General features: G+C 70.9%; 22 protein-coding genes and 1 riboswitch. Of the genes, 8 read left to right on the top strand and 14 right to left on the bottom strand.

Annotated elements, in window-relative coordinates; all coding sequences use genetic code 11:
- Positions 1–42: 42 nt before the first annotated feature.
- The 6 genes from QLQ12_RS00895 to QLQ12_RS00870 all read right to left on the bottom strand — a co-directional run bounded on the left by QLQ12_RS00895 (position 43) and on the right by QLQ12_RS00870 (position 7,300).
- Entirely contained in the window at positions 43–276 is a 234-nt protein-coding gene (locus QLQ12_RS00895) for a hypothetical protein (protein WP_282756403.1), read from the bottom strand.
- Between the two features lie 226 nt (positions 277–502).
- Entirely contained in the window at positions 503–628 is a 126-nt protein-coding gene (locus tag QLQ12_RS00890; protein ID WP_282756402.1) for a hypothetical protein, read from the bottom strand.
- 981 nt (positions 629–1,609) lie between these two features.
- Positions 1,610–2,848: an HNH endonuclease signature motif containing protein gene (locus tag QLQ12_RS00885; RefSeq protein ID WP_282756401.1), complete on the bottom strand. Its 1,239-nt coding sequence runs from the start codon at positions 2,846–2,848 to the stop codon at positions 1,610–1,612.
- Positions 2,849–3,221: 373 nt separating this feature from the next.
- Positions 3,222–4,124 (bottom strand): serine hydrolase domain-containing protein, encoded by a 903-nt coding sequence (locus QLQ12_RS00880; protein WP_282756400.1) that lies wholly within the window; start codon positions 4,122–4,124, stop codon positions 3,222–3,224.
- Between the two features lie 152 nt (positions 4,125–4,276).
- On the bottom strand, positions 4,277–6,850 hold the full coding sequence (locus QLQ12_RS00875; RefSeq protein ID WP_282756398.1) for a M14 family zinc carboxypeptidase: 2,574 nt from the start codon (positions 6,848–6,850) through the stop codon (positions 4,277–4,279).
- Positions 6,851–6,973: 123 nt separating this feature from the next.
- Positions 6,974–7,300: a hypothetical protein gene (locus tag QLQ12_RS00870; RefSeq protein WP_282756397.1), complete on the bottom strand. Its 327-nt coding sequence runs from the start codon at positions 7,298–7,300 to the stop codon at positions 6,974–6,976.
- A gap of 154 nt (positions 7,301–7,454) precedes the next feature.
- On the opposite strand from QLQ12_RS00870, the gene QLQ12_RS00865 reads away from it, so the two are divergent.
- Positions 7,455–8,393 (top strand): lamin tail domain-containing protein, encoded by a 939-nt coding sequence (locus tag QLQ12_RS00865; RefSeq protein WP_282756395.1) that lies wholly within the window; start codon positions 7,455–7,457, stop codon positions 8,391–8,393.
- Between the two features lie 23 nt (positions 8,394–8,416).
- Here the strand turns inward: QLQ12_RS00865 and QLQ12_RS00860 are convergent, their stop codons facing one another.
- The 4 genes from QLQ12_RS00860 to QLQ12_RS00845 all read right to left on the bottom strand — a co-directional run bounded on the left by QLQ12_RS00860 (position 8,417) and on the right by QLQ12_RS00845 (position 11,944).
- Positions 8,417–9,046 carry a thymidine kinase gene (locus tag QLQ12_RS00860; RefSeq protein ID WP_282756394.1) on the bottom strand — a complete coding sequence of 210 codons (630 nt, stop codon included), beginning with the start codon at positions 9,044–9,046 and terminating at the stop codon, positions 8,417–8,419.
- An 86-nt stretch (positions 9,047–9,132) separates the two neighbouring features.
- Positions 9,133–10,587, bottom strand: a complete 1,455-nt coding sequence (locus tag QLQ12_RS00855; protein ID WP_282756392.1) for an NAD(P)/FAD-dependent oxidoreductase — start codon at positions 10,585–10,587, stop codon at positions 9,133–9,135.
- 74 nt (positions 10,588–10,661) lie between these two features.
- Positions 10,662–11,078, bottom strand: a complete 417-nt coding sequence (locus QLQ12_RS00850) for a MarR family winged helix-turn-helix transcriptional regulator (protein ID WP_282756390.1) — start codon at positions 11,076–11,078, stop codon at positions 10,662–10,664.
- On the bottom strand, positions 11,075–11,944 hold the full coding sequence (locus QLQ12_RS00845) for an alpha/beta hydrolase family protein (protein ID WP_282756389.1): 870 nt from the start codon (positions 11,942–11,944) through the stop codon (positions 11,075–11,077). The genes QLQ12_RS00850 and QLQ12_RS00845 overlap by 4 nt, the downstream gene beginning before the upstream one ends.
- 85 nt (positions 11,945–12,029) lie before the next feature.
- Between QLQ12_RS00845 and QLQ12_RS00840 the strand changes: the two genes are divergently transcribed.
- The 3 genes from QLQ12_RS00840 to QLQ12_RS00830 all read left to right on the top strand — a co-directional run bounded on the left by QLQ12_RS00840 (position 12,030) and on the right by QLQ12_RS00830 (position 13,520).
- Positions 12,030–12,677, top strand: a complete 648-nt coding sequence (locus QLQ12_RS00840) for a hypothetical protein (protein ID WP_282756388.1) — start codon at positions 12,030–12,032, stop codon at positions 12,675–12,677.
- A 121-nt stretch (positions 12,678–12,798) separates the two neighbouring features.
- Positions 12,799–13,146 (top strand): L-rhamnose mutarotase, encoded by a 348-nt coding sequence (locus QLQ12_RS00835; protein ID WP_282756387.1) that lies wholly within the window; start codon positions 12,799–12,801, stop codon positions 13,144–13,146.
- Positions 13,147–13,271: 125 nt separating this feature from the next.
- Entirely contained in the window at positions 13,272–13,520 is a 249-nt protein-coding gene (locus QLQ12_RS00830) for a hypothetical protein (protein WP_282756385.1), read from the top strand.
- 76 nt (positions 13,521–13,596) lie between these two features.
- Here the strand turns inward: QLQ12_RS00830 and QLQ12_RS00825 are convergent, their stop codons facing one another.
- Together QLQ12_RS00825 and QLQ12_RS00820 are read right to left on the bottom strand one after the other, a co-directional pair.
- On the bottom strand, positions 13,597–14,343 hold the full coding sequence (locus tag QLQ12_RS00825) for a hypothetical protein (RefSeq protein ID WP_282756383.1): 747 nt from the start codon (positions 14,341–14,343) through the stop codon (positions 13,597–13,599).
- A 108-nt stretch (positions 14,344–14,451) separates the two neighbouring features.
- Positions 14,452–15,978 (bottom strand): glycoside hydrolase domain-containing protein, encoded by a 1,527-nt coding sequence (locus tag QLQ12_RS00820; protein ID WP_407651392.1) that lies wholly within the window; start codon positions 15,976–15,978, stop codon positions 14,452–14,454.
- Between the two features lie 392 nt (positions 15,979–16,370).
- On the opposite strand from QLQ12_RS00820, the gene QLQ12_RS00815 reads away from it, so the two are divergent.
- The gene (locus tag QLQ12_RS00815) at positions 16,371–16,709 is read left to right on the top strand and encodes an STAS domain-containing protein (RefSeq protein WP_282756380.1); all 339 of its coding nucleotides are present in this window, start codon (positions 16,371–16,373) and stop codon (positions 16,707–16,709) included.
- 259 nt (positions 16,710–16,968) lie between these two features.
- Positions 16,969–17,574 carry an HD domain-containing protein gene (locus QLQ12_RS00810; RefSeq protein ID WP_282756379.1) on the top strand — a complete coding sequence of 202 codons (606 nt, stop codon included), beginning with the start codon at positions 16,969–16,971 and terminating at the stop codon, positions 17,572–17,574.
- An 11-nt stretch (positions 17,575–17,585) separates the two neighbouring features.
- On the opposite strand, the gene QLQ12_RS00805 is transcribed toward QLQ12_RS00810, so the two are convergent.
- Together QLQ12_RS00805 and QLQ12_RS00800 are read right to left on the bottom strand one after the other, a co-directional pair.
- Positions 17,586–18,650: a M20 family metallopeptidase gene (locus QLQ12_RS00805; protein ID WP_282756377.1), complete on the bottom strand. Its 1,065-nt coding sequence runs from the start codon at positions 18,648–18,650 to the stop codon at positions 17,586–17,588.
- A 9-nt stretch (positions 18,651–18,659) separates the two neighbouring features.
- Positions 18,660–19,499 (bottom strand): DUF1684 domain-containing protein, encoded by an 840-nt coding sequence (locus QLQ12_RS00800; RefSeq protein ID WP_282756375.1) that lies wholly within the window; start codon positions 19,497–19,499, stop codon positions 18,660–18,662.
- A gap of 72 nt (positions 19,500–19,571) precedes the next feature.
- A riboswitch (SAM riboswitch) is annotated at positions 19,572–19,686 on the top strand.
- 16 nt (positions 19,687–19,702) lie between these two features.
- On the opposite strand from QLQ12_RS00800, the gene QLQ12_RS00795 reads away from it, so the two are divergent.
- Positions 19,703–20,980 carry an aminotransferase class V-fold PLP-dependent enzyme gene (locus QLQ12_RS00795; RefSeq protein ID WP_282756373.1) on the top strand — a complete coding sequence of 426 codons (1,278 nt, stop codon included), beginning with the start codon at positions 19,703–19,705 and terminating at the stop codon, positions 20,978–20,980.
- Positions 20,981–21,034: 54 nt separating this feature from the next.
- Entirely contained in the window at positions 21,035–23,314 is a 2,280-nt protein-coding gene (locus QLQ12_RS00790) for a putative bifunctional diguanylate cyclase/phosphodiesterase (protein ID WP_282756371.1), read from the top strand.
- Positions 23,315–23,322: the final 8 nt, after the last annotated feature.

Raw genomic sequence — 23,322 nt, 5'->3', positions numbered from 1 at the left:
CATCAGCTGATTTCAGTGAGCATCAGTTGGTGTCAGTGAGCATCAGCTCAGGGGCGCCCGCCGTGTGCTCGGACAGCTCCAGTCGGACAGCTCCAGGTCGTGGTTGCCGAGCACTGCCTCCAGCGCGCCGGGCAGCATGCCGTGCAGGAAGGCCTCGGTGATGTAGCGGTCCGGGGTCATGGCTGCCAGCGACATCACCGCTCGAACCTCGGCCAGTTCGGCGGTGATCAGGAAGGGACGGGAAGACGGCACCCGCTCCCACAGCGAGGACCGCATCGATGACCCGGATCTCCACCAGGTCGTCTCTCCACCAGGTCGTCCAGCAACTCGTCGCCGCTCGCCACCAACCGCTCGACGAGCGCGATGCACCGTCGCGCGAGCGCGATATCGCCACGCACGGTGGCTTTCTTGGGAACCGGTTAGAACACGCACGGTGGCCTCCTTGAGAACCGGCCAGACGGCGCGTGACATGGCCTGGTATGCGTCCAGCCCTGCGGTGTCCTCAGAGCGCGGTGTCCCAGAAGCGCTCAGCCGCGTCCAACTCCTCGGTGAGAATGTGCTGCGGGACTCCGGCAACATTCCCCAGGCAGTCACGGAACCCGAAGTCGACGGGAAGTCGCTCGCTCATGCCATCGGAGCCTTCTTCAGGGCTCACGTCGTGCTCGCCGGGTCGAGTGGCGTTTGCGGAACAAGTCGTGCTCACGAGGCGGTCAAGTCGCGGAATAGGGGCGCGCCGGACCGCCTCGCCTTCGTAGATCACAGCGGCCGCCACCTGCGCTCCACCATCGATATTGTCGGTTCCTTCACGGACGCCACCGTGCCGGCCCACTATCTGGGGCGGTCCACCGCTCGCTGCATTGCCCGGCCCGGTGTGCCGGCCATCCCGGGTGCGCCAGGGATCCTCGGCACACCAGGGATCCTCGGCACACCAGGGATCCTCGGCACACCAGGGATGTGGAGCACACCAGGGATGTGGAGCACACCAGGGATGCAGGGCATACCAGGGATAAAGGATCCAGGGATGCGGGACACACCGCCAGAGACCCTGGCTGCGCCCGCGATCCTGGGCGCACCAGCTTCCCCGGATCGGCAGCCACGCCGGGTCTGCCCGCTTCCCGCGGTCTGCCGCCGCCGGGGTTACTCACCGTCAGGGTCTCCGGCGCAGGAGCCAACTTCGGTGACGCGGACGGTGGCTTCAGGTGCCGGCGCATCGTGAATCTGTCGGCATCGTGGGGTGCTCCGCGATGGGTCTAAGCGCCTCCGCTTCGACGTGGCCTTCAGGACGGACGTAGTCGGCGTCGATGAGGGCCTCTACCGCAGCGCTCAGATTTCGGCAACGGATCCCCGGCAACGGATCCCCGGCAACGGATCCCCGGCAACGGAGCCTGGGCGTAGCCGAAGACGAGGTAGCCGAGCACGAGGTAGCCGATCCTCGGCAACAGATCCTGGGCAACAGAACCTAGGACGAGTGACCCGGGGCAACGGATTTCGGGGCAACAGCTCTCCCGGGCAATGGATCCGGCGTACAGAGCGTGATGTCCTGACGGCGGTGGCAATGGCGGTGGCGTTGGCGGTGGCGGTGGCGTTGGCCGTCGTGTCGTGAGTGGACTCAGGTTCTCAGGTGAGGGCGGGGGCGGTGGTGGTACTCGTTGCGGCGGGGCTGGCGGTCGGGGTCCAACCACGCTGGCGGCAGGAACTCCGGGTGGCCGTCGTCAGCGAGGCGGATCTGCCAACCGGTGTCGTCGTGGATGACCCGGTGGTGGAAGCCGCACAGTAGGGCCAGGTTGGCCAGATCGGTGGGGCCACCGAGGGTCCAGCTGATGATGTGGTGGGCATCGCACCAGCGCGGAGGACGGTCGCAGCCCGGGAAGACGCAGCCGCCGTCGCGGGCGTTGAGCGCCAGGCGGATCGACCCGGTCGCGAGCCGCCTGGTGCGGCCCGTGTCGAGGATCTGGCCCTTGCCGCCGAGGACGATCGGCAGAATCCGGGCGTCGCAGGCGAGCCGGCGCACCGTTTCGGCGGACACCGGTTCGCCGTTGTCGAGATGACCGGCCCGTAGCTGGTTGCGAAGGGCGTCGTAGGAGACGGTGATCGCGATCTGCGGGCGGTCCCCGCCGTTGTCGGGCAGCCGGCCCCCGGTGAGCGCGATCCGGCAGACCTCGGTGAGCGCGTCGGCGCGCCGCTGGCCGGGTGTGCGGGTCTCGCCGGTCCCGGCGATCTCGGTCGCCGCGGCGTCGGGTTTGCAGAGCGGATCCAGCGCCGCCGTCACGATCGCTGCCGCCTCGCTGTCGAGGATGCCGCGCACTCGGACGCGGCCGTCACCGATCGGGCTCAACGTCAGTGTGCGTTGCTCATGGGCTTGCCGCTCGCTGCCACGCAGCCACCGCTCCTCCTCGGCCTCGGCGAGCTCGGGCGCGACATGGTCGAGGATCCTTCTCCCGGCGATGCGGAGCGCGGCCGGGCCGAGACTCGGCGCCCAGCCGGCCAGCACCTCTCCGGCCTGGTCGCGGACCTGCGGCCCCACCGATGCCGGGAGGACGGCCAGCGCGGCGGCGATCGTGGCCAATTGTTCGGCGTTCACCGTTCCGGCGATCACGGCGGCATCGAGCGATGGGTCGCGATCCACCAGCGTTGCCTGCTCCGCCAGGCGGAGTGCGGCCTTCGTGCTGATGCGTAGCCGCCCTCGCAGCCATGCCCGCAACGATGGAGCCCGCTGGCCGGCGGGAATCCCGCGACGCTCGACTTCCCGGACCGCATGCAGCACCGCCGCGTGCAACGTCTGCTGGGCCGCGTGCACGTCGTCGAGGAAGTCCAGCAACTCGGCCTGCGACAGCGGCGTCATCCTCATCGAGGCACAATCCGCCGCGAGAACACTGAGCCGCTGTGTCGTCTCCTGCACGGTCCCCATGTTCGAACATGCGTACGACATAAACGGGCCTGCGGGTGCCAGGATCGCGCCGATCCACCGACACCGCCGAAACGGACGAATTGCCGCTCCCTGTGGTCGAGGAAGGCGGTGATCAAGGAAGGCGGCGGGACGCGCCGACGATGGCCCGGCACCGTGGCGGCGGGCAGTCAGGGCAGGAGCGCTCCGCCGGAAGCGTCAGGGTGGGAGAACCCGCGGCAAGGGTCAAGGCGGGGAGCGTCAAGGCGGGGAGCGTCAAGGTGGGAGAGCCAGGGCGGGATCGTCGGGGAGAGTCAGGGCAGGGGAGTCAGGGGAGTCAGGGCAGTCGCGCCAGGACCAGGTCGTGGATCGCGTCGAGGAGGGCGCCATCGCGTTCCGAGTGGGCCGTCACGGTCACCGCGGCTCGCTGGGCGGGGGAGATGACGGCGTACTGGCCGTAGGCGCCGTCCATGCGGTACCGGCCGTCGCTGTCCAGCCAGACTCCGAGGCCGTAGCCGTGCGTGTACCGGTCGCCGGGGGTCCAGCCGGTGGAGTCGACATGCTCGGTGACCATCCGGTTGACGAAATCGGCGGGAATCACCTGCCGGCCTTCCCATGCGCCGTTCTGGAGCAGCAGGCGGGCGAAACGCGCCAGTTCACCGGTGCGCAGGAAGAGGTCGCTCTCCGCGAACGGGAAACCCAGCGGGCACGTATGCCACGCCGGATTGTGCAGGCCGAGCGGGAGGAAGAGGCGAGGCAGCAGGTACGCGCGGAGATCCGCGCCGGTCACCCGGGCGATCACCCGGCCCACCGCATAGGGACCCGAGCCGGTGTACGCGAACCGCGTGCCAGCCGCGGCGACGAGCGGGGCGGCGACGATCTCGTGCAGCAGGTCGGCCGCGTCGATGCGCTCGTGGGCGAACCAGCGGTGACCTGTCCCGCTGGTCATCGTGGTCAGATGCCGCAGGGTCACGTCGGCGAACCCCGCTACCGCCAGGGGGCGCAACTCGGGCAGGTGGTCGAGCAGTCGATCGTCCAGGCTGAGCCGTCCTTCGGCCTCGGCCAGGCCGAGCGCCACGCCGGTGAACGTCTTCGCCACCGAGTAGAGGTTGACCCGATCGTCGGACCGGAACCGGTGCTCCACGGGTGGGTGTCCTTCGCGGTGGACGTGGATTCCGTACGTCCCGAGATTCTGGTCGCGGTCGGCGCGGACGAAGTCGGCGAGAAGATCGTCGGTCACCCGCGGACGATATCCAGGCCCGCCCGGGTGAGCCTGGCCGGGATGGGTGAGGCAGTGGGATGGGTGAGGCAGTGGGATGGGTGAGGCAGTGGATCGGTGACGTACAGCCGGTCCCGCCGCGAGCGCGTGCGGCGGGACCGGCTGCGCCGCGGCTACCCGGCGCTCCAGAAGAGGGCGCGGGCGTACGGGGCGTACAAACCCTTGGGGTGGGCCCGGAACAGCGGCTCGGTGCCGAACAGCACCGCGTTGCCGCCGCCCGCCGTGACGCCGGAGACGACCGCGGCCTGGCCGGCGGCCTGGGCCGGCCCGTTGGTTCCGGCGTCGGTCGGCAGCCAGTGACCGGCTACCAGTGGATCCGCGCCGTAACGCTGTTCGACGGTGAATCCGGCGCCGGTGAACCAGATCGGTGAGTAGACGAACGAGTGCGGCAGCGAACCGCGGCCCACGATCGGGCCCTCGTTGACGACCGTGACGACGCCGTTCGCGTCGCTGCGGCCGGTGACCGCGGTGGCCGGGAGCACCTTCGCCGCCGCGTTGAAGCTCGCGCCGGTGGCGCCGCGGGTGAGCACACCACCGCCACGGGCCAGGTACGCGTCGACGGAGGCGCGGGCGGACGCGTTCAACGCGGTGTACGACAGGCCGGACGAGACGATCAGCGTGTCCACGCCGGACAGGTCGAAACCGGCGTTCAGGATCGCGGTCGAGACGGTCTGGACACCGAAACCCATCTCCCTCAGGGCGAACAGCTCGTCCGCGGAGACGGCAGCGGCGATCGCCGGCGGTTCCAGGACTTCGCCTCTTGCGCCTCTTGGTGCGGCCGTGAACCGTACCCCCCATGTTCTGGCGATGGAGACGGCCTCGCGCCGCGCCTCGGCCGGGACCACGATGGCGCCCGCGTCCGTACGCCGCAGCTTGACGCCGAGGGCGAGCAACTCGTTGACCGCGCGCACGTGGTTGCCGTCGCGCAGCGACAGGGTGAGGTCGCGCCCGCGCGGCGCGTCGACCGAGCCGGTCGCCGCGGCCCTGGTGACCGGCGTCGTCAGCACCCGCGGCGCGGCCGTGCGGCTGCTGTCGACGGCGGCGCCCCAGAGCAGGCCGTGGCTCCAGCCGGAGATGTCGTACATCTGGGGGACCAGGTCGGAGATGTCCCGGCCGGCTTCCAGTAGCACGTTGGCGAGGCCGCGTTTCGGCTGGTGCATGTCGACGATGTAGGTGCCCTTGCCGTAACGGCGCCCGTTGAGCGAGAAGTCGTGGCGGGCCGCCGTCACGCGCACGTCGTGGGCGATCAGATGGTCGACCAGGCGGGCGGCGGCGGGACTGCCGGCCGGGATGACGTAGGCGCGCGGGAACCGGGTCGAGTAACGGTCCTCGGGGCCGAAGCCGGGCACGAACCCGTCCGGGATGGTCGGGGACGGCTCGCCGGCCCAGCCGCGACGGAACTGTTCGATCTGGTCGCCGAGCAGCGTGGCCCGATGGGTGTCGGCGTAGGTCAGCGCCGCCTCGATCGTCGCGGCGGCCACGTCGGTGTTGATCCGGGACCGGCGCCGCAACTCGTCGACCGGCAGGTTGGTGTAGTCGGCGTTGTTGACCCGCAGCGGGATCTCCACGGTGTGGCCGATCGCGCCCTGGTACATGGCGTACATCGGGGTGAAGATCGGCGGCCAGTCGTCCCAGTCGCCGGGAGCGTAGTCCCGGAACGGGATGTCGGCGCGGGTCGTCTCGGCGTGCCCCAGTCTCTGGATGGCCGCCTCCATGCCGAGCGCGTTCGGCAGCGCGTGCTTGATGTAGAGGTCGTACTCGTAGTTCTGCCCGTGCGGCGGCGTGGCCGGTTCGATCAGCGTCGTCCCGGTGTAGCCGTGTTCGTCGAGCATCACGAACGGCTGCGTCCCGATCACCACGTCCCGCACCGCCCGCGACTCCGGCTGCGAACTGGTCGCGTGGTCCCGGTTGATGTCGAAGCCGGCGCCGTTCGCCCTGGTCCCGGTGACCCGGCCGTCCGGGTTGTTGCTGACGGTCACGTACACCCGGCTGCGCTTCAGGAAGTCCCTCGTCGCGGCGTCGGTCGCGGTGGCCAGGCGCTCGATGACGCGCAGCGCGCCGTCGGTGCCCTCCCACTCGTTGCCGTGGATGTTCGCGTTGATCCAGACCGGCGTCTTGTAACCGGCCTTCAGCCGGCCGTCGCGCTTGGCGGCGGCCGGGTTCTCCTCGATCAGCTCCCGCCAGCGGTCCTGCCGGGCCGCCTCGGCGGCCGACTCCGGCGCGGTCACCGTCACCAGATAGAGATCGCGGCCTCCGGCCGACTTCCCCACGATCTCCGCGGAGACGCGATCCGACGCCTTCTGCAACCCGTTCAACGCGGGAGCGATGGCGTGGTACGGGATGAGCCCGAGCTTGATCGAGCGGTCGTCCGGGTTCTCCGGCCGGACGGGCAGGCTGTTCTGCCGGGGGAAGCCTTTCCGGCCCTGGTGTGATCCGAGCTGGAGCGTCCAGGCCTTCGCGGGCTCCGCCGCCGTCAGCGCCGGGGGCGGGGTTGAGGCCGAGAACGGTGCGGGTGTCGAGAGCGCACCGATCGCGGCGATCTCGTTGCGCTCCGGCCCGTTGCCGAAGTCACGGGTGGAAGGGGAATCGCCGGGGTCAGCCGCCGCGGGGTTGGTGAGCGGGACGGTGAGCAGCGCCGAGGCGAGCAACGCGGCACCGATTCCGGCCAGCGTTCGGGACAGGTCCACAAAGCACCTCCGTTGGGATTCTCCGACCCTCCCCGGCCTCGCCACAGATACGCAACGATCTATGACTTCATTGTCCATACCGTTAAGGTCATCACTGCCTAGGAACATCACTGCCTAGGAACATCACTGCCTAAGAACATCACTGCCCGAGGCCATCACCGTCGCCTTCCTCGCGGGTCGCGCGACGCGTGGGACTCCCAGGTGGCGTACATGGCGGTGTAGCGGCCTCCGACGGCGAGCAACTCCTCGTGGGTGCCCCTGCTCGACGATGCCTCCCGCGTCGACGACGATGACGCGGTCGGCTCGGCGGGCCGTCGAGAGGCGGTGGGCGACCAGGATCGCGGTGCGTCCCTCCAGCAGGCGCTGGATCGCGGCCTCCACCCGCAACTCCGAGCGCAGGTCGAGGCTGGACGTGGCCTCGTCGAGGACCACCACCCTCGGCTCGGCCACGAAGACGCGCGCCCGACCTGGTGCGAGAAGAAGGCCCCGGACGTGCCGAAACCAGCCCCGGGGTCCTGACCTGCCATGGGGACCGTGAATGTGGTTCGAGTTCTCAACCTGCCACTGTTTCTCAACCCGCCGCTGTCAGGACCGATGGAACGGCATGTTCCGCCGCCTCACGACTCTCGCCACCGCCGTCACGCTGACCCTCGCCGGCCTCGCCGCCCCGGCCCACGCCGCCGGCGCCGCCTGCCGCGCGGTCGCGGGCAGTCCCCACTGCCAGGTCTGGACCGGCAAGGTCGACTGGGTTCCCGACGGCGACACGCTGCGGGTCGACCTGGCCGGCGACGGCACCAGGAACGTGGTGTCGGTGCGGGTCCTCGGCATTCAGGCGATGGAACAGCACGTCTACTCGCACTACCCGGAACGCCGTAAGGGCGACTGCCACGCCCTGGCCGCGAACGCGCGGCTGGAGCAACTGATCAAGGCGGGCGGCGGCACCGTACGGCTGACCGCCCTCAAAGCCTCCAGCAAGAGCGGGAGCCGGCCGCTGCGCTCGGTCGCCGTGAAGATCGGCGGTCAGTGGCAGGACGTCGGCGAGCAGATGGTCCGCGGTGGTTTCACCCTGTGGCAGGCGTTCCCCGGCGAGTGGGCCATGGACGAGGTCTACCACCGGGCCGCCAAGGAGGCCGCGGCGGCGGGCCGCGGGCTCTACGACCCGGCCAGTTGCAAGCCCGGCCCGGCCCAGAACAGCGGCCTCACCGTCACCGTCAACGCGGACGCCGAGGGCCTCGACGAGAAGAACCTCAACGGCGAGTGGTTCCGGGTCCACAACCCGTCGGCGGCGGACGTCCCGATCGGCGGCTGGTGGGTCCGCGACTCAGGCCTGCGCCGGTACACCTTCCCGGCCGGGACCGTGGCGCCCGCGGGCGGCGACGTCTATGTGCACATCGGCAAGGGGAAGGACACCGCCGGCCACAAGTACTGGGGACTCACCAAGCCGATCTTCTCGAACGTCGACCCGGCCGCGCACAGCGTCGGCGACGGCGGCTACCTCTTCGACGTCCACGGCGACCTGCGGACCTGGATGATCTACCCCTGAACGGGGTTACGGACGGCGGGGAATCACGAGTGCGCCGGGCCGGCGTCACCGTCACGCCAGTGACGCCGGCACAGCACCCGGTACGTGACCTCGGCCGCGTCCGACGTGTCACCGACCGCCACCTGCGCGCCCGAGCGGGCCACCCGGCCGTCCTCGATCCGGGCGTTCTGCCGCCCCGGACGGCCGCACCAGCAGGTCACCTCGACCTGTAGCGACACGATGTTGTCGGCCAGCTCCAGCAGCCGTTGCGCGCCCGGGAACAGCCGGGCCATGAAGTCCGTCGAGATCGCGTAGCAGTCGACGTCCACACACAGCTCGTCCACCGCCCAGGCCAGCTGCTCCACCTGCTCCGGCCGGAGGAACTGCGCCTCGTCGACGATCACGAAACCGCCGGCCGGCACCTCCTCGGCGATCAGCGCGGTCAGGTCGGTGCCGTCGGTCACCTCGATGGCGTCCGCCGCCACGCCGAGCCGGGACGACATCACCCCGGAGCCGGCCCGATCCATGCTGGTCAGCAGGATGCCGGGCCGGCCCGCCTCACGACGGTTGTACGCGTTCTGCAGCGCGAGCGTCGACTTCCCCGCGCCCATGCTGCCGTGGAAGAGCGTCAGCTCGTGAAAGACCGGGGCGAGCGTCCTGGCTCTGGCCACCACGGGGCTACTGACAGTGACCGGAACCAATGGTGGACCTTTCTCAGAACTGCAGCGGGCCGGTACACGCTACCTGGCCCGCGCCCCGATCACCGCGCCTGTGTCGTCGCCTGGTCAGCGCCCGTCGCCGTCCGCTGGGCCGCCGAGCGCTTGGCCTCGGCCCGCTCAGCCTCGACCCGCTCAGCCTCGACCCGCTCGGCCTCCGCGCGTCGGAACGGGTCGCCATATGCCCGGATCGCCTGGCGGGCGAACGCCTGCTGCTGGGTGGCCACCCGCTCCGACCGGCCTCGCCCGAGGAAACTGACGAACCAGTGCAGCACCGCGGTGACCCGGTTCTTGAAGCCGACCAGGTAGAACAGGTGCACCGCCACCCACACCACCCAGGCCGAGAAGCCGGACAGGTGCAGCTTCCCGATGCTCGCGACCGCCGAGAAGCGGGAGATCGTGGCCAGGCTGCCCTTGTCGAAGTACCGGAACGGCTGACCGGTCTCCTTGCCGCTGAGCCGCCGCTTGATCTGGCCGGCCGCGTGCCGGCCGCTCTGGATGGCCACCTGCGCCACCCCGGGCAGCGGCTTGCCGTCGGCGCCGGCCAGGTTCATCATGTCGCCGAGCACGAAGATCTCCGGGTGGCCCGGCAGGCTGGTGTCGGGCTCGACCAGGATCCGGCCGGCCCGGTCGGTCTTCGCGCCGGTCGCCGCCGCCAGCCTCCCGGCCAGCGCCGGGGCCGCCACCCCGGCCGCCCACACCTTCGTCATGGTCGGGATCCGCTCGCGATGCCCGGCCGCCTCCCCGCCGATCGTCTCCACCTCGATGCCGGTCGAGTCGACCGCCACCACCTTCGTGTTGGTCCGCACCTCGACGCCCAGCTTGTCCAGCTGCTTCTCGGCCTTGGCGGAGAGCTGGTCGCCGAACGTGTTCAGCACCGTCCCCACCGCGTCGACCAGCAGGATCCGCGCCTTGCGGGAGTCGATGTGGCGGTACTGGCCACGCAGCGTGCGGTGCGCCAGCTCAGCGATCTGCCCGGCCATCTCGGTGCCGGTCGGGCCCGCGCCGACGACCACGAACGTCATCCACCGCTCGATCGTCTCCGGGTCGGTGTGCAGATCGGCGACCTCGAAGGCGCCGAAGATCCGGGCACGCAACTCCAGGGCGTCGTCGATGCTCTTCATGCCGGGCGCGTGGTCGGCGAACTCGTCGTTGCCGAAGTACGACTGCGAGGCGCCGGCGGCGACGATCAGAGTGTCGTACGGCACGGTGTAGTCGATGCCGGGGCCGGCCACCGAGACGATCTTCGCCTCGACGTCGACGTCCCGCACCCAGCCGAGGCGGACGTCGACGTTCTCCTGCCGGCGCAGCACCTCGCGGATCGGCGGTGCCACCTCACCCTCGGACAGGATGCCCGTGGCCACCTGATAGAGCAGCGGCTGGAAGAGGTGGTACGCCGTACCGTTGATCAGGGTGATCTCGACGTCCGCACGGCGCAGCGCCTTGATCGCGAAGAGGCCGCCGAACCCGGCCCCCACGACTACCACTCGATGACTCATCAGTACTCCCTCACACCTCAGGGCACCCGGCAATCACTCTGGTATGCCCAGCCGCCCAGCGGAAGTACCGGCATCTAGGTCAAGCGCTGTGTGATTTGTCCCAGCCAGCGGGCCACGATCGCCAACTCCTCATCGGTGAAGCCGTCCGACAGCTCGGTGTTCAACTCCTTGACGACCTCTTTCGCCGTCGCGACGGCCTCCCGGCCCAGCGGGGTGAGGCTCAAGCGCACGGCCCGGGCATCGACCGTGTCCGGCGACTTCGCCACGAACCCGCCCTTCTCCAGGCGGCTCACCAGGCCGCTTATTCCCGACGGCGACGCGCACAGGGCCGCGCTGACGTCACCGACCAGCGCGTGGTCGTGGCCGGCCAGATAGAACAGGACGCCGGCGCCGGCCGCGCCGATGCCGCTGTCCCCGGACCGCGCGTCGATCCAGCGCCGGAGCGAGCGCTCGGCGTTCATCACCTCGAAGACGAGCCGGTTCCCGCTCATGGCGCCGCGTTCGCGACCTGCTTCTGGAACCAGGTCAGCAGGTCGGGCCAGAGGGTGTCGCGTACGGTGCGGCGCATGAATCCATGGTGACCGACGCGCGGCACGCCCGCATCGGCCGGGGTGTAGGTGCGGCGTTCCAGCCGGGCGTTCACCAGACGCCCGGCGAGCCGGTCGACCTGCTGCGGCGTCGCCCACGGATCGTCGCTCAGGCCGATCACGAGCACCGGCTGGGTGACGGTCGCGGCCCGCTCCGCGGCCTGCATCGCGGGGTCGTCGAACAGGTAGTTCGGCAGGTGGCCCCAGTCTGACCACTGCCGGATCGCGGCCACCGAGATGTCCTCGCCGAGACCCAGGCGGCGGGCCGGGACGTAGCCGAGCACGGCGGCGAGCGCCGGCCCGAGGACGGACAACACGAGGCGTACGCGCAGGCGCTCCACCCGGTCTTCAATGGCGGCGATCGACGCCATGTGCGAGGCGACCAGCGCGAACGCGGTCAGGCCGGCGCCGCCGTGCCCGAGCGCCAGAGCGTGCCCGCCGACGCTGTGGCCGATCGCGAGCTGCGGCAGGGCCGGGAACCGCTCGGCGGCCCACCCGGCGGCCCACGCGGTCATCGCCGGCACGTCCTGCTCGATCCAGTCGCGCATGCCCACGTCGCGGTGATCGCGCGGGGAACCGGAGCGGCCGGTGCCCCGGTAGTCGTAGGTGACCACGGCGATCCGGTTCTCCGCCAGGTAGGTGGCGAGCCCGTGGTAGAACCCGGCGGGCGTCGCCGTCGCCGGATGGATCACCAGCACCGCCGCCGGTTCCTCGTCGGGCTCCCACAGGGTGCCGCTCATGCCGCCGGCCTCGATCGCAGTATTTCGCATGCGACATAAATACCACCGGCTCGGCGCGCGATCCAGACCCCACGGCCCGCGCGGACCGGCCGGGCGTCCGCTACGGTCTGCGGCCATGATCTCCGGATGGCGGCGAGTGGCCGCGTTTACCCTGGTCACGCTTCTGCACGCCGGAGCGACGGTCGGGTGCGCGACGGTGTCCCGCCCTTCCGCCGCGAGCAACCTCGCATCAGCGAGCAGTTCCCCTTCAGCGAGCAGTTCCCCCGCGACCGCCCCTGCTTCGGCGAGCCCGACCGGCGATCCCTGTGACGCCGAGGTGGGACCGGAGACCGGCCCGCCGGAGCGGATCGCGATCGACCACGACGACTACAAGGCCGGCTACGTCGGTCACACCGCGGACGGCCGGCAGTTCTTCCTCACCCGCCCGTTCGAGACCCACCCGGTCGACGGGGACAACCGGGAATTCGTGGCGCTGTATCTCTTCCGGGCGGACGGGACGTTCATCACGGCCCGGATCGACGCGTTCGGCAGCGAGGAGAGCGTCGCCGCCGATCGGGCCCACGCGGTCCGGGTCAGGGAGCTCGGCGACGTGACGTACGGCCGGATCTCGATCGCGCCGTTCCGCGTCGAGCGGTTCGGCACGACGTTCGGGCTGATCAGCCAGGGGCCGGAGGTCACCGGCGATATCTGGTGGGTCACCGCGGAGCCGGGCGACTACATGGCGTTCGCGGCGCCATGGGACTGCGGCACCTACGACACCTGAGCATCCGGGTACGGGGCTCCGCCCCCTGATCCCGGCTGCGGGCCTCAGCCGGCTTTCTGACACGGTGAGGGAGCGGCATGATGGCGGGCGAGTCATGATCCGCCGCGAGCGAGGAGTCCCGATGACGCACGTGTGCTTCACCCTGCAGGTCGATCCCGCGAAGCTCGACGCCTACCGGGCCGCGCACGCCGCCGTCTGGCCCGAGATGCTGCGGGCTCTCGCCTCGACCGGCTGGCGCGACTACCGCCTCTTCCTCCGCCCCGACGGCCTGCTCGTCGGCACCCTGCAGACCGACGACTTCGCGGCGGCCCAGGAGGCGATGGCACGCACCGAGGTCAACGCCCGCTGGCAGGCCGCGATGGCCGAGTTCTTCCCCGCCCTCGGCGAGGCCCGTCCCGATGAGGGCATGGTCGTCCTCGACCAGGTCTTCCACCTCGAGGAGCAGCTGAGCGGCATCGATTCACCGTAAGACGACCCCTTGGGGACACAGTGAACGGCCAGGGAACGCACAGGTCAGGGCTGGAACCGGCGGCATACGCTGGAGTCCGGAAGGCCCGCGGCGACGACGGGCCGGGCGGGTAGAGGAGACGTGCGGTGGGCTTTGTCAAACGGTTCGTGCTCTCGATGGTCGCGTCGAAGTTGCAGCGGATGTCCCATGGCCGGCACAACCCCGCGGTGGACGGCCTCCTGCGTGAGGTCAACCACCGGATCGCGCGCCAGCAGGGATACGGCCATCACCCGGGCGCCTACGGCCACCACGGGGGTTACGGGCACCACGGCCACTACCGGCAGCACGGGCATTACCGGCACCACGGCCACTACCGCCGGCGCCGCTGGTTCTGACCGGGCCCGCGGGCCCGCAAGCCGTGGGTCACCGGGGTGCTGGCCGGTGTCCGGTTCTACGCCTCCGCCCCGCTGGTCACCCGGAAGGGCACGCCCTCGGCTCGCTCCGCGTCTTCGACACCGTGCCCGGAGAATCGGCTGCTGGACTGACGCCCCGCCACCGCCGGCTCGCGCGGTAGGCGACGGCTCGGGTGGCGTTCAGCAAACCGGCCGGACGCAGATCGGCGGGCGCGTTGCCGACCGGGTCGAAGGCCAGGGCGGCATCGGCCTCAGGCGGCAGCGCCGGCCCGAGGCGGACCCGTCCGAAAGGCCGGGCGCCACCGGCATAGAGGAGGAAGCCGGCGTCCCGGTCACCGTCGGCAGCGGCGGAGACCGAGGCGAGGGTACGGCCCAGAGCGGTCCCGTCCCGGTCCGGCCCGGCCGACAGATACACCGTGGCGCCCTCGCGATTGCGGTACGGGGTGATCGACCCGTAGACCGTGTCGAACGACCGCCGCGGAATCGGCAGGTGCCGGGTCAGCCGGCCGCGCCCGGTGGTGGACAGCAGCAGGTCGCGGTCCGGCCCGGTGGAGCCGTGCACCCGGATGGCCAGGCCGAGCACGTCGGGCAGGCTTCCGCGGGCGCCGGCCCCTTTGGATACCCGGACCGTGGCCCGGTGCCGGCCCGGCCGGTCGATCAGGACCGAACCGGCCGTCGTGGGTGTGCCCCAGACCTCGAGTTCGCCGGTGAACGTGCGGCCGGCCGGATGCAGCGCCCGTCGATGGCGGGACCGGGCGGCGCGCACACCAAGGGCGACGGCCGCCACGGCCACGGTGAACCTCATCGCTCTCACGGAGAGAGCCATACCCGCCCGCGCGGGATCAGAACGGGCGGGATCAGAACGGCTCGGTCAGAACGGCTCGGTCAGAACGGCTCGGTCAGAACGGCTCGGTCAGAACAGTGGGGAGCGTCCCTTGTAGCCGGTGCCGATGCGTACACCCGAGATCAGGCCCTTGCCGTTGCCGCGGTAGAGCATCAGGTTGCCGGAGGACGCATGAACCGCGGCCAGGTCGGTGTACCCGTCCCGGTCGAAGTCGCCGACGCCGAGCAGGTCGCGCAGGCCCTTGGCGTTGCCGATCTTCATGCCGCCGTGCAGGCCGCCGGACTTGCCGCGGTACAGCATGAGGTCGCCGGTGCTGTTGACCTTCATGACCATGTCCTGGAAGCCGTCGCGGTTGAAGTCGCCGACACCGGTGAACTCGCTGCGGGTGTTCCAGTTGCCGTACGCCACGACCTTGCGCTTGCCGAACTTGGCGCCCTTCTGCCCCGGGTACAGGTAGAGGTTGCCGTTGCTGGTCTGCTGCGCCAGCAGGTCGGGGTAGCCGTCCCGGTTGAAGTCGCCGATCGCGGTGAGTTCCCGCATGTGCTTGAAGTTCTTGTAGAGCTGCTTGCGCTTGCCGAACTTGCCGTTGCTGAGACCGGGGTAGAAGTTGACCGCGCCGGCCTTGGTACGGACGATCAGGTCGGTGTAACTGTCCCGGTTGAGGTCCATCCGCAGCAGTGCGTTCGCCGTCTTCGAGAAGCCGATCTTGGTGCGGCTGCCCTCGGTGACGACCGTGCCGTTGCCCGGGTAGGCGAACAGGTTGCCGGTGGACGAGGTCCGGGCCATGACGTCCGACCAGCCGTTGCGGTTCCAGTCGGACAGCTTCGCGCCGGGCAGCTGGGCGAAGTCCAGATAGTCGTTGTCGATGTTGATGGTGACGCCGCCCCACGTCTCCTTGTGGTCGCCGCGGTACTGCTTCATCCGGCGCTTCGGCTGCCAGTAGTCCGCCGGGAGGACCTTGTCGCTGACCGTGACGGCCTCGTCCCAGCGGGCGAAGTCGATGTAGTCGGGACGGACGTACCCCGGCTGGTTGTAGACGGCGACCTGGTCGGCGATGCCGGAGGCGGCGCTGCTGTAGTAGCCGGAGAAGTACCCGAAGTCGTGCAGGCGGGCCGTCCACGCGCTCATGAACTGGAGCACGCCGTCACGGCAGGCGGCGTCGTTCGTCCGGTACGACTCCATGTCGTAGATCAGCACGCTCTCCTTGGAGAGCCCGAGAGCGACCGCCTGCCGGACCGCGTCCTCGGCGGTGGCCCGGCCCATCGCGGCGGCGTTGGCGTTGTCGATCAGATTCCGCTTGGCGGTGATCGTGGTGCAACTGGCCTGCGGGCCGACGTAGAGCGGGATCAGCCGCCAGCCGCGGGTGATCTGCTCGCGTACCCAGGAAGCGGTGAGGTTCTTCTGGGTGCAGCCGCGGTTGTTGCCACCGAAGTAGATGCCGGCGGCCCGGTACGGCGACGACTGGAGCCACGCGGCCATCGCCTCGCTGGACGGGGCGGTGCAGGCGTCGAAGCCGTACCCGGTGAAGTTGCCGGGCTGCGGCGGGAGCGCGGCCTCGGCGGTGGCGTTGCCGTTGATCAGAGTCAACGGCGCCACGGAAAGTGTCACTACCGCTGCTGCGAGTAGTCGCCTCCGGTATCGAGAAATGCCGGCGGTGATTCTTCGCAACATATAGACCCGCTTCGTCGATTCGGAGGCGTATCGAGGTAAGCAGACGGATCTTGGCCCGGAAAGGGCCGTTCGGACGATTCCCCGCCGCCGAAGAGCCAGAGACCGGCGATGCCGGTCTCCGGCTCCGGTCCTCGACGGCGGAGGCGCGGCATGGGGTCAGGGGCCTGCTCCACGCCCGGCCATCGAGCGGGGTCACTCGAAAGGTGGACGGCGCCCACAGTTCACTCGATGGCCACCCGGCGTTGGGCCGGACTGCTCAGGTGCGACTCCTATGGTGGTCAGGCTGCTGAACGCTCGGTTACGAAAGGCAGTCGGCGATGCGTGGCTCCACCCTTGAGGTCAGCGGCTGTCTCGAAGTCAGCACGCGGTCCGACGGCAGCGTGGTGATCCGGCCGCGCGGCTCCCTCGGCCCGGACGAGGCCGTGGAACTGCGGCAACTCCTGGTGCACACGGTGCGCAGGGTCCGGCCCCTGCGGCTGATCGTCGATCTCGCGCACGTCCGCGAACTCGACCCCATCAACCTCGGTTCCGTCGTCGCGGCCTGCGACCTCGGCGACGACCATCAGGTGGCCGTCTTCCTCGACAACCCCAGCGGCTTCCTCGCCGCGCGGCTCCACGCGGCGGGTGTCCCGGCGCAGCGGGTGCGCGGCGCCTGATCACACGAGGCCTGATCACACGAGGCCTGATCACACGAGGCCTGATCACACGAGGCCTGATCACACGAGGCCTGATCACACGGGGCCTGATCACACGGGGCCTGATCACACGAGGCCTGATCACACGGGGCCTGATCACACGGGGCCTGGTTGCGCGAGGCCTGATCGCATGGGGCCTGATCGCACAGGGCCGACAGTTTCGGTCAGCGGTCATTTTTCGTACATCCGCCGTTAACCCTTTCGGACGTAGCATCCCGCCATGACCGCTGTTCTCGCAGCTCCAGCCCGCTTTCTCGTGGCCGGGGAAGCGCGCTTCCCGAGCGCCGGGCAGGCGATGCGTCTCGCCGAGTCGCTGATCGGTGACAGCGGCAACCGGTGGAAGCACACCGCCGGGGTGGCGGCCCGCGCCGAGGAACTCGCCGGCCGGCTCGGCCTCGACCCGGACGTGCTCGTCGCGGCCGCCTGGCTGCACGACATCGGTTACGCGGATCCGATCGCCCTGACCGGCTTCCACCCGCTCGACGGCGCCGTGCACCTGAGCGCCGAAGGCTGGCCGGCCCGGATCGCCGGCTTGGTCGCCTACCACTCCGGCGCCCGGTTCGTCGCCGCCGCCCGTGGCTTCGGAGAGCAACTGGCCGCCTTCCCGGACGAGCGCAGCGTGATGGACGACGCCCTCACCTACGCCGACCAGACCGTCAGCCCGAGCGGCGTGCGGGTCGACACCGAGACGCGGTACGCGGAGATGCTGCACCGCCAGGGCCCGTGCTCGTGGAACGCGAAGGTCGGCGCCGAACGCCGCCCACACCTACGCGCCATCACCGCCCGCATGGAGCACCTGCTGGCCGCCCAGCCGCTCGCCGCCTGACTGCTGACCGTTCAGCTCTTCAGGAATCCGCTGAGGGCGTCGCGATAGGGCCCCAGCGTGCGCAGATCCACGTACTCCTCGGGGCCGTGCTGCCCGTCCCCGCCCGGCCCGAAGATCACCGCGTCGACGCCCTCGGCCGAGTAGAAGCGGCCGTCCGCCGCCCCGTGCTTGCGCAGCAGCGACCCGTCGTAGCCCGCCGCTCGCGCGGCCTCCCGCAGCAGCCGTACCCACACGCTGTCCGGGTCGGCGTGGTGAGGCGCGCCGAGCGCCTCGACCACCACCTCGACACCGGGCCCGGCGACCGTCCGCAGGTGCGCGGCCACCTCGTCCGCGGTCCGCCCGGCCAGGTCCGGGTCCGACGGCGGAAATCTGATGTCGAGCAGCGCGGACGCCTCGGCCGGCACCACGTTGGCGGCCCGGTTCGGGGTCTCGATCCGGGCCACGTTCACCGTCGTGGCCCACGCCTCGGCCCGCGGCACCGGATGGCGCGCGAGCAGCCGGTGCACCGCCGCCGTCACCGCGAGCAGCGCGTTCGTGCCCAGCCACGGGTAGGCGGCGTGCGCGGTCCGGCCGGCCGCCGACAGCCGGGCCCGGATGATGCCCTTCGACTCGGTGACGATCCGCAGCCCGCTCTGCTCGCCGATGATCACGAACCCGGCCCGGACGCCCCGCGCCACCTGATGGCCGGTGCCGTCGAAACCGCCCACCTCCTCGTCGGTGACCAGTTGCAACGCGACCGGGTAGGGCAGCCCCGGGGCGAGGTCCCGGAACACCGTGGCCATCACCAGGGCGGCGGCCTTCATGTCGTGGGCGCCGCGCCCGTACAGGCGGTCACCGTCGCGGCGGGCGATGAACTGATGCGGCTCGCCCGGCACCACGTCCAGGTGGGCGTTGAGGATCACCCGTGGCACGCCGTCGCCCGAGGTGACCAGGGCACTCGGCTTGCCGCCGGAGGAGAAGCGGCGCACCTGGAAACCCGGGCCGACCAGGGCGAGCACCATGTCGAGCGCACGCCGCAGGTCGGCCGGCCGGTCCGCGGTGGAGCGGATCCCGATGAGTTCCGCGAGTTCCTCCATCCGCCGAAACTACCGGGGGAGCCGCTCACCCGCCTCGATCGCGGCGTCCAGGCGGTTGCCGGCCGGCGGCAACGGGCAGGTCGCGAACTCGGTGTACGCGCACGGCAGGTTGGTGGCCCGGTTGAAGTCCAGCGTGACCGTGCCGTCCGCGTGCGGCGGCGCGATGAACAGGCTCCGGTTCGCGGCGTAGGTGGTCAGCCCCGAGGTCGCGTCGGTGAACAGCGCGAACAACGACCCCGGGGTCGCGCCGTTGAACACGGTGAGTGACAGTTCCGCCCCGCCCAGCGTGAACTCCACCCGGCCCGGCGACTCGTAGACGTGCTCGATGCCCTCCGCCACCGAACCCACGGTGATCGGCTGGGGCTCGCTGAACGGCACGTACCGACCGGTCACCACCCATTTCTCGTCGGCCGGGTAGGCGGGCGTGCCGGTGTATCCGGCCAGCACCGGGTGGGTGGGGTGCCGGGGGCGGACCACGTCGTACCCACCCCGCCGGGCGATCTCGATCTTCGCGTCGCCGTGACCCACGGTGAGGTCGCCGCGTTCGGTGAGCGGCGCGAACGTGTGCTTCCCGGTCACCGTCGCACCGTCGACGGTGAGGGACTCGCCGTCGCCCAGCGTGACGGTCACCCCGGCCGGCCCGGTGCTCCACTCGCCGGGGGCGTCCTCGAAGCGCTGCGGGGTCCCGGTCAGCCAGTGCAGCCCGGTGATCGCGAGGAACCCGTGCGGGTCGGCCCGCCGCTTCTCGTGCTCGGCGTGCCACTGGTCCCAGCGGTCTTGGAAGGAGAGCTCGTCGGCAGACGAGGGCGGGGGCGGGGATGAGGGCTGGGCCGGGGACGGGATCGTCATGCCAGGACTCTAAACCCTACTTGGTGAGTGGGATATGGACCGGGTCTGTGACATCTGCTAACTTCCAGGACAGGTCATGAGTGCCAGCGCGTAGCCCCGGCTTGCTGGCCGGCAACCCTCCGTTCGCGAGCGGGTGCCCCGGGTGAGGACCAGGCCGTGTGTCGCCCGACACCGGCAAACGGCGAACCCGTGGAGGCGCGGTCATGCCATCTCTCAGCTCTCTGGCTCTCAGCTCTTCGGCCAGCAGCTCCTCGCCCGGCAACGCTCTGGACATCGTCGGCGACGATCTCAAGGTCGAACTCCCCAGCGGCGAGCACGTGCGTTTCGCGCATCTCGACTACGCGGCCTCGGCCCCCTGCGCCCGCGCCGCGGCCGACGCCGTCCAGGACCTCCTGCCGCGCTACGGCAGCGTCCACCGGGGCACGGGGGTACGGTCCAGCGCGTCGACCATCGCCTACGAACTGGCCCGTGACGTGGTCGCGGAGTTCGCCGGCGCCCGCCCCGGCGATACGGTGATCTTCACCCGGAACACCACCGACGCGCTCAACCTGCTGGCCCGCGCCCTGCCGCCCGGCACCACGACCGTTCAGTTCGACGGCGAGCACCACGCCAACCTGCTGCCCTGGCCGAACCCGCTGCGCCTGCCCACCCCGTCGTCGCCGGCCGAGGCCGTCGCCTCGCTCCAGCGGGCTCTGGAGACCCTGACCGGCCCGGCGGTGTTCACGGTCACCGGGGCCGGCAACGTCACCGGCGAGGTGTGGCCGGTCCGCGAGCTGGCCGACGTGGCGCACGCGTACGGCGTGCGGGTGATCGTCGACGCCGCCCAGCTGGCCCCGCACGGCCCGGCCCGCCTGGACGATCTCGGCGCCGACTGGATCGCCTTCTCCGGCCACAAGCTGTACGCCCCGTTCGGCGCCGGGGTCCTGGCCGGCCGCGCGGACTGGCTGGACGCGGCTGACCCGTACCTCGCCGGTGGTGGCGCGAGCGCCGCGGTCGGTGACCGTCCCGGCGACCTGACCTGGGCCACCGGCGCCGCCCGTCACGAGGGCGGCACGCCGAACCTGCTCGGAGCGGTCGCCCTGGCCGCGGTCTGCGAGGCGCTGATGGGCGCTGGACCCGCGGTCCACCAGCACGAGCAGGTGTTGCTGGCCCGCCTCCGGGAGGGCCTGGCGGGCGTTCCCGGCGCGGTGGAGGTCAGCGTCTTCGGCCCGGACCACCCGCGCGTCGGCATCGTCTCCCTCGCCCTGCCCGGCCGGGATCCGGCCGTCGTGGCGCGGCGACTCGGCCGCGAGCACGGTGTCGGGGTGCGGGCCGGCCAGTTCTGCGCCCATCCGCTGGTCCGCCGCCTGACCGGAGCCGATCAGGCGGGCGCCTGCGGTGACGGGACCACCGGCCTGCTCCGGATCAGCTTCGGCCTGGGCAGCGCCGCGGAGGACGTCGACCGGGCGGTCGAGGGCCTCCGCCGGATCCTCGGCACCTGAGCTGCTACCGGGTTCGACCGTTGACGCACGCTTTCATGGCAGATCATGCGATGCGTGGCGACGTGGATGACGTGGCTCCGTGACCGGCTTCCGGCCGGCGGCGGACTCACCGACGAGGAGTGGGCGGGCCGGCACCGGCTGCTGACGGTGCTGCTTGCCGTCTTCATGGTGCTTCTCACCGTGTTCGCCCTGCCGCACGGGGTGCACGCGGCCGAACTGCTGATCACCAACGCGCTGGTGCTGCCCAGCCTGGTCGCGGCGACGCGGCTGAGCAACCGGCGGCTGCGCTCGGTGTGCGTGGCGTTCGGCTTCGCCGTGGCGTGCGCCGGACTCGTGGCGGTCTGCCACGGCCTCACCGAGGCGCACTTCTCGTTCTTCATCGGGATCGCGGCGCTCGCCCTCTACCGGGACTGGGCGCCGTTCGGCGGGTTCCTGGTCGCCACCACGCTGCACCACGCCGGATTCGGCCTGACGCAGAGCGACCACACCTTCGGTCATGCGGCGGCGCAGGAGCATCCGCTGGTGTGGGCCCTGCTGCACGGCGGGGCGGTGCTCGCGGCCGCCGCCTTCCAGCTGGTGGCGTGGCGGTTCACCGAGGTCGAGGAGCGCCGCGCGCAGGAGAACCTGGACGAGAGCCAGGCCCAGCTCAGCGTCGCCTTCGACGAGACTCCGGTGGCGATGGCGATGTTCGCCCCGGACGGCAGGATCATGCGCACCAACCCGGCCTACCGGGAGTGGCTGCGCCTGCCCGCCGAACTGCCGGACGGCTTCGGCATGGCCGACCTGCCGCTCGTCCCGGTCGCCCGGGACGAGCCGAACCTGCTGCGCGCGTTCGCCGACTCGCACGAGCCGATGACCGTCACCCGGCAGTACCGGCGCACCGACGACGGTTCGCTGATGTGGGTGCAGACCCACAGCACCGGCCTCTACGACCGGCAGGGCCGGCTGCGGCTCATCGTGGTGCACTGCCTCGACGTCACCGCGGTCCGGGACCACGAGGCCGAACTGCGTTACCAGGTGCGGCACGACTCGCTCACCGGGCTGCTCTCCCGCAAGGCGTTCGAGCACGACCTGGAGCTGCTCCTCGCGCAGAGCGCCGAACCGATCAGCGTCATCTACCTGGACATCGACCGCTTCAAGTCGATCAACGACGGGTCCGGCCACGCCTGCGGCGACGACGTGCTGCGCGCCCTGGCCGCACGCCTGACGCAGGTCGTCCCGTCCGGCGCCCTGGTGGCCCGGCTCGGCGGCGACGAGTTCATCGTCGCGCTGCCCGGCCCGACCGGCACCGGTTTGCGGGTCGGCAACGGCATCCTCGCCGCGCTCGCCGAGCCCCTTCCCGTCCGCGGCACCGGCCTTCCGGTGTCCTGCAGCATCGGCGTCACCACGGTGTTCGGGGCGATCCCCACCGACGAGGTGGTGCTGGCCGCCGACACCGCGATGTACGCGGCCAAGCGTGCCGGTGGCAACCGGATGCAGGTGTTCACCGACGAGCTGCGCGTGCCCGTACAGGAGAAGATCGAGGCCGAGGCGCGGGTCCGCCGTGCCCTGGCCGGCGACCCGAGGCTCACGCTGCCGCTCTGGTTCCAGCCGGTGGTCTCGACCGCGACCGGCCAGATCGTCGGCGCCGAGGCCCTGGTCCGGATGCGCACCCCGGAGGGGGAGATCCTCAGCCCGTACCACTTCGTCGCCGCCGCCGAGGAGACCGGCCTGATCGTGCCGCTCGGCGAGCACGTGCTGCGCTCCGCCATCGACCACCTGCTGCACTGGTCCGACCGTCTCGGCTACGTGTCGGTCAACGTCAGCCCCCGTCAGCTCGCCGAACCCGACTTCGTGCCGATGGTCGCCGGGGTGCTCTCCAGCCTGCCCGGTCTCGACCCGTCCCGGATCGTCCTGGAGGTCACCGAGACGGCGCTGCTGTCCTCCACCGTCGACGTCAGCGAGCGGCTGACCTCGCTCAAGCAACTCGGTGTGCGCATCGCCCTGGACGACTTCGGCACCGGGTACAGCTCGCTGACCTGGCTCAAGTCGCTGCCGGCCGACATCGTCAAGCTGGACCGCTCGTTCGTGGCCGGACTGGCCGACGACCCGCGCAAGGCCTCGATCATCCAGGCGGTGCTGTGGCTGGCCCGCTCGCTGAGCATGTCCTCCATCGCCGAGGGCGTGGAGGAGATCGCCGACTGGGAGGCGCTGCGGGCCGCCGGATGCCCGGCCGTGCAGGGCTACCTGTTCAGCAAGCCGCTGCCGGCCGCCGAGTTCGACCAGATGCTGCGGGCCGCCTCCGTCAGGGGAGTTCACCTGGACGAAACCATGGGGGTCGCTGTCGCCGGTTAGAGTCCGGC

This window comes from Actinoplanes sandaracinus, assembly GCF_030009775.1.
Classification (GTDB): domain Bacteria; phylum Actinomycetota; class Actinomycetes; order Mycobacteriales; family Micromonosporaceae; genus Actinoplanes; species Actinoplanes sandaracinus.
The sequence above is the reverse complement of the archived record's forward strand: the minus strand, read 5'-3'. Positions and strand labels throughout refer to the sequence as shown.

Coding starts and splice junctions, on each gene's coding strand:
- QLQ12_RS00805 (WP_282756377.1), bottom strand. CDS start 18,650: ATGGAGGAACTCGCGGAACTCATCGGGATCCGCTCCACCGCGGACCGG.
- QLQ12_RS00855 (WP_282756392.1), bottom strand. CDS start 10,587: ATGAGTCATCGAGTGGTAGTCGTGGGGGCCGGGTTCGGCGGCCTCTTC.
- QLQ12_RS00810 (WP_282756379.1), top strand. CDS start 16,969: ATGACCGCTGTTCTCGCAGCTCCAGCCCGCTTTCTCGTGGCCGGGGAA.
- QLQ12_RS00840 (WP_282756388.1), top strand. CDS start 12,030: ATGATCTCCGGATGGCGGCGAGTGGCCGCGTTTACCCTGGTCACGCTT.
- QLQ12_RS00890 (WP_282756402.1), bottom strand. CDS start 628: ATGAGCGAGCGACTTCCCGTCGACTTCGGGTTCCGTGACTGCCTGGGG.
- QLQ12_RS00815 (WP_282756380.1), top strand. CDS start 16,371: ATGCGTGGCTCCACCCTTGAGGTCAGCGGCTGTCTCGAAGTCAGCACG.
- QLQ12_RS00845 (WP_282756389.1), bottom strand. CDS start 11,944: ATGCGAAATACTGCGATCGAGGCCGGCGGCATGAGCGGCACCCTGTGG.
- QLQ12_RS00895 (WP_282756403.1), bottom strand. CDS start 276: ATGCGGTCCTCGCTGTGGGAGCGGGTGCCGTCTTCCCGTCCCTTCCTG.
- QLQ12_RS00825 (WP_282756383.1), bottom strand. CDS start 14,343: ATGAGGTTCACCGTGGCCGTGGCGGCCGTCGCCCTTGGTGTGCGCGCC.
- QLQ12_RS00800 (WP_282756375.1), bottom strand. CDS start 19,499: ATGACGATCCCGTCCCCGGCCCAGCCCTCATCCCCGCCCCCGCCCTCG.
- QLQ12_RS00795 (WP_282756373.1), top strand. CDS start 19,703: ATGCCATCTCTCAGCTCTCTGGCTCTCAGCTCTTCGGCCAGCAGCTCC.
- QLQ12_RS00835 (WP_282756387.1), top strand. CDS start 12,799: ATGACGCACGTGTGCTTCACCCTGCAGGTCGATCCCGCGAAGCTCGAC.
- QLQ12_RS00885 (WP_282756401.1), bottom strand. CDS start 2,848: ATGAGGATGACGCCGCTGTCGCAGGCCGAGTTGCTGGACTTCCTCGAC.
- QLQ12_RS00865 (WP_282756395.1), top strand. CDS start 7,455: ATGTTCCGCCGCCTCACGACTCTCGCCACCGCCGTCACGCTGACCCTC.
- QLQ12_RS00850 (WP_282756390.1), bottom strand. CDS start 11,078: ATGAGCGGGAACCGGCTCGTCTTCGAGGTGATGAACGCCGAGCGCTCG.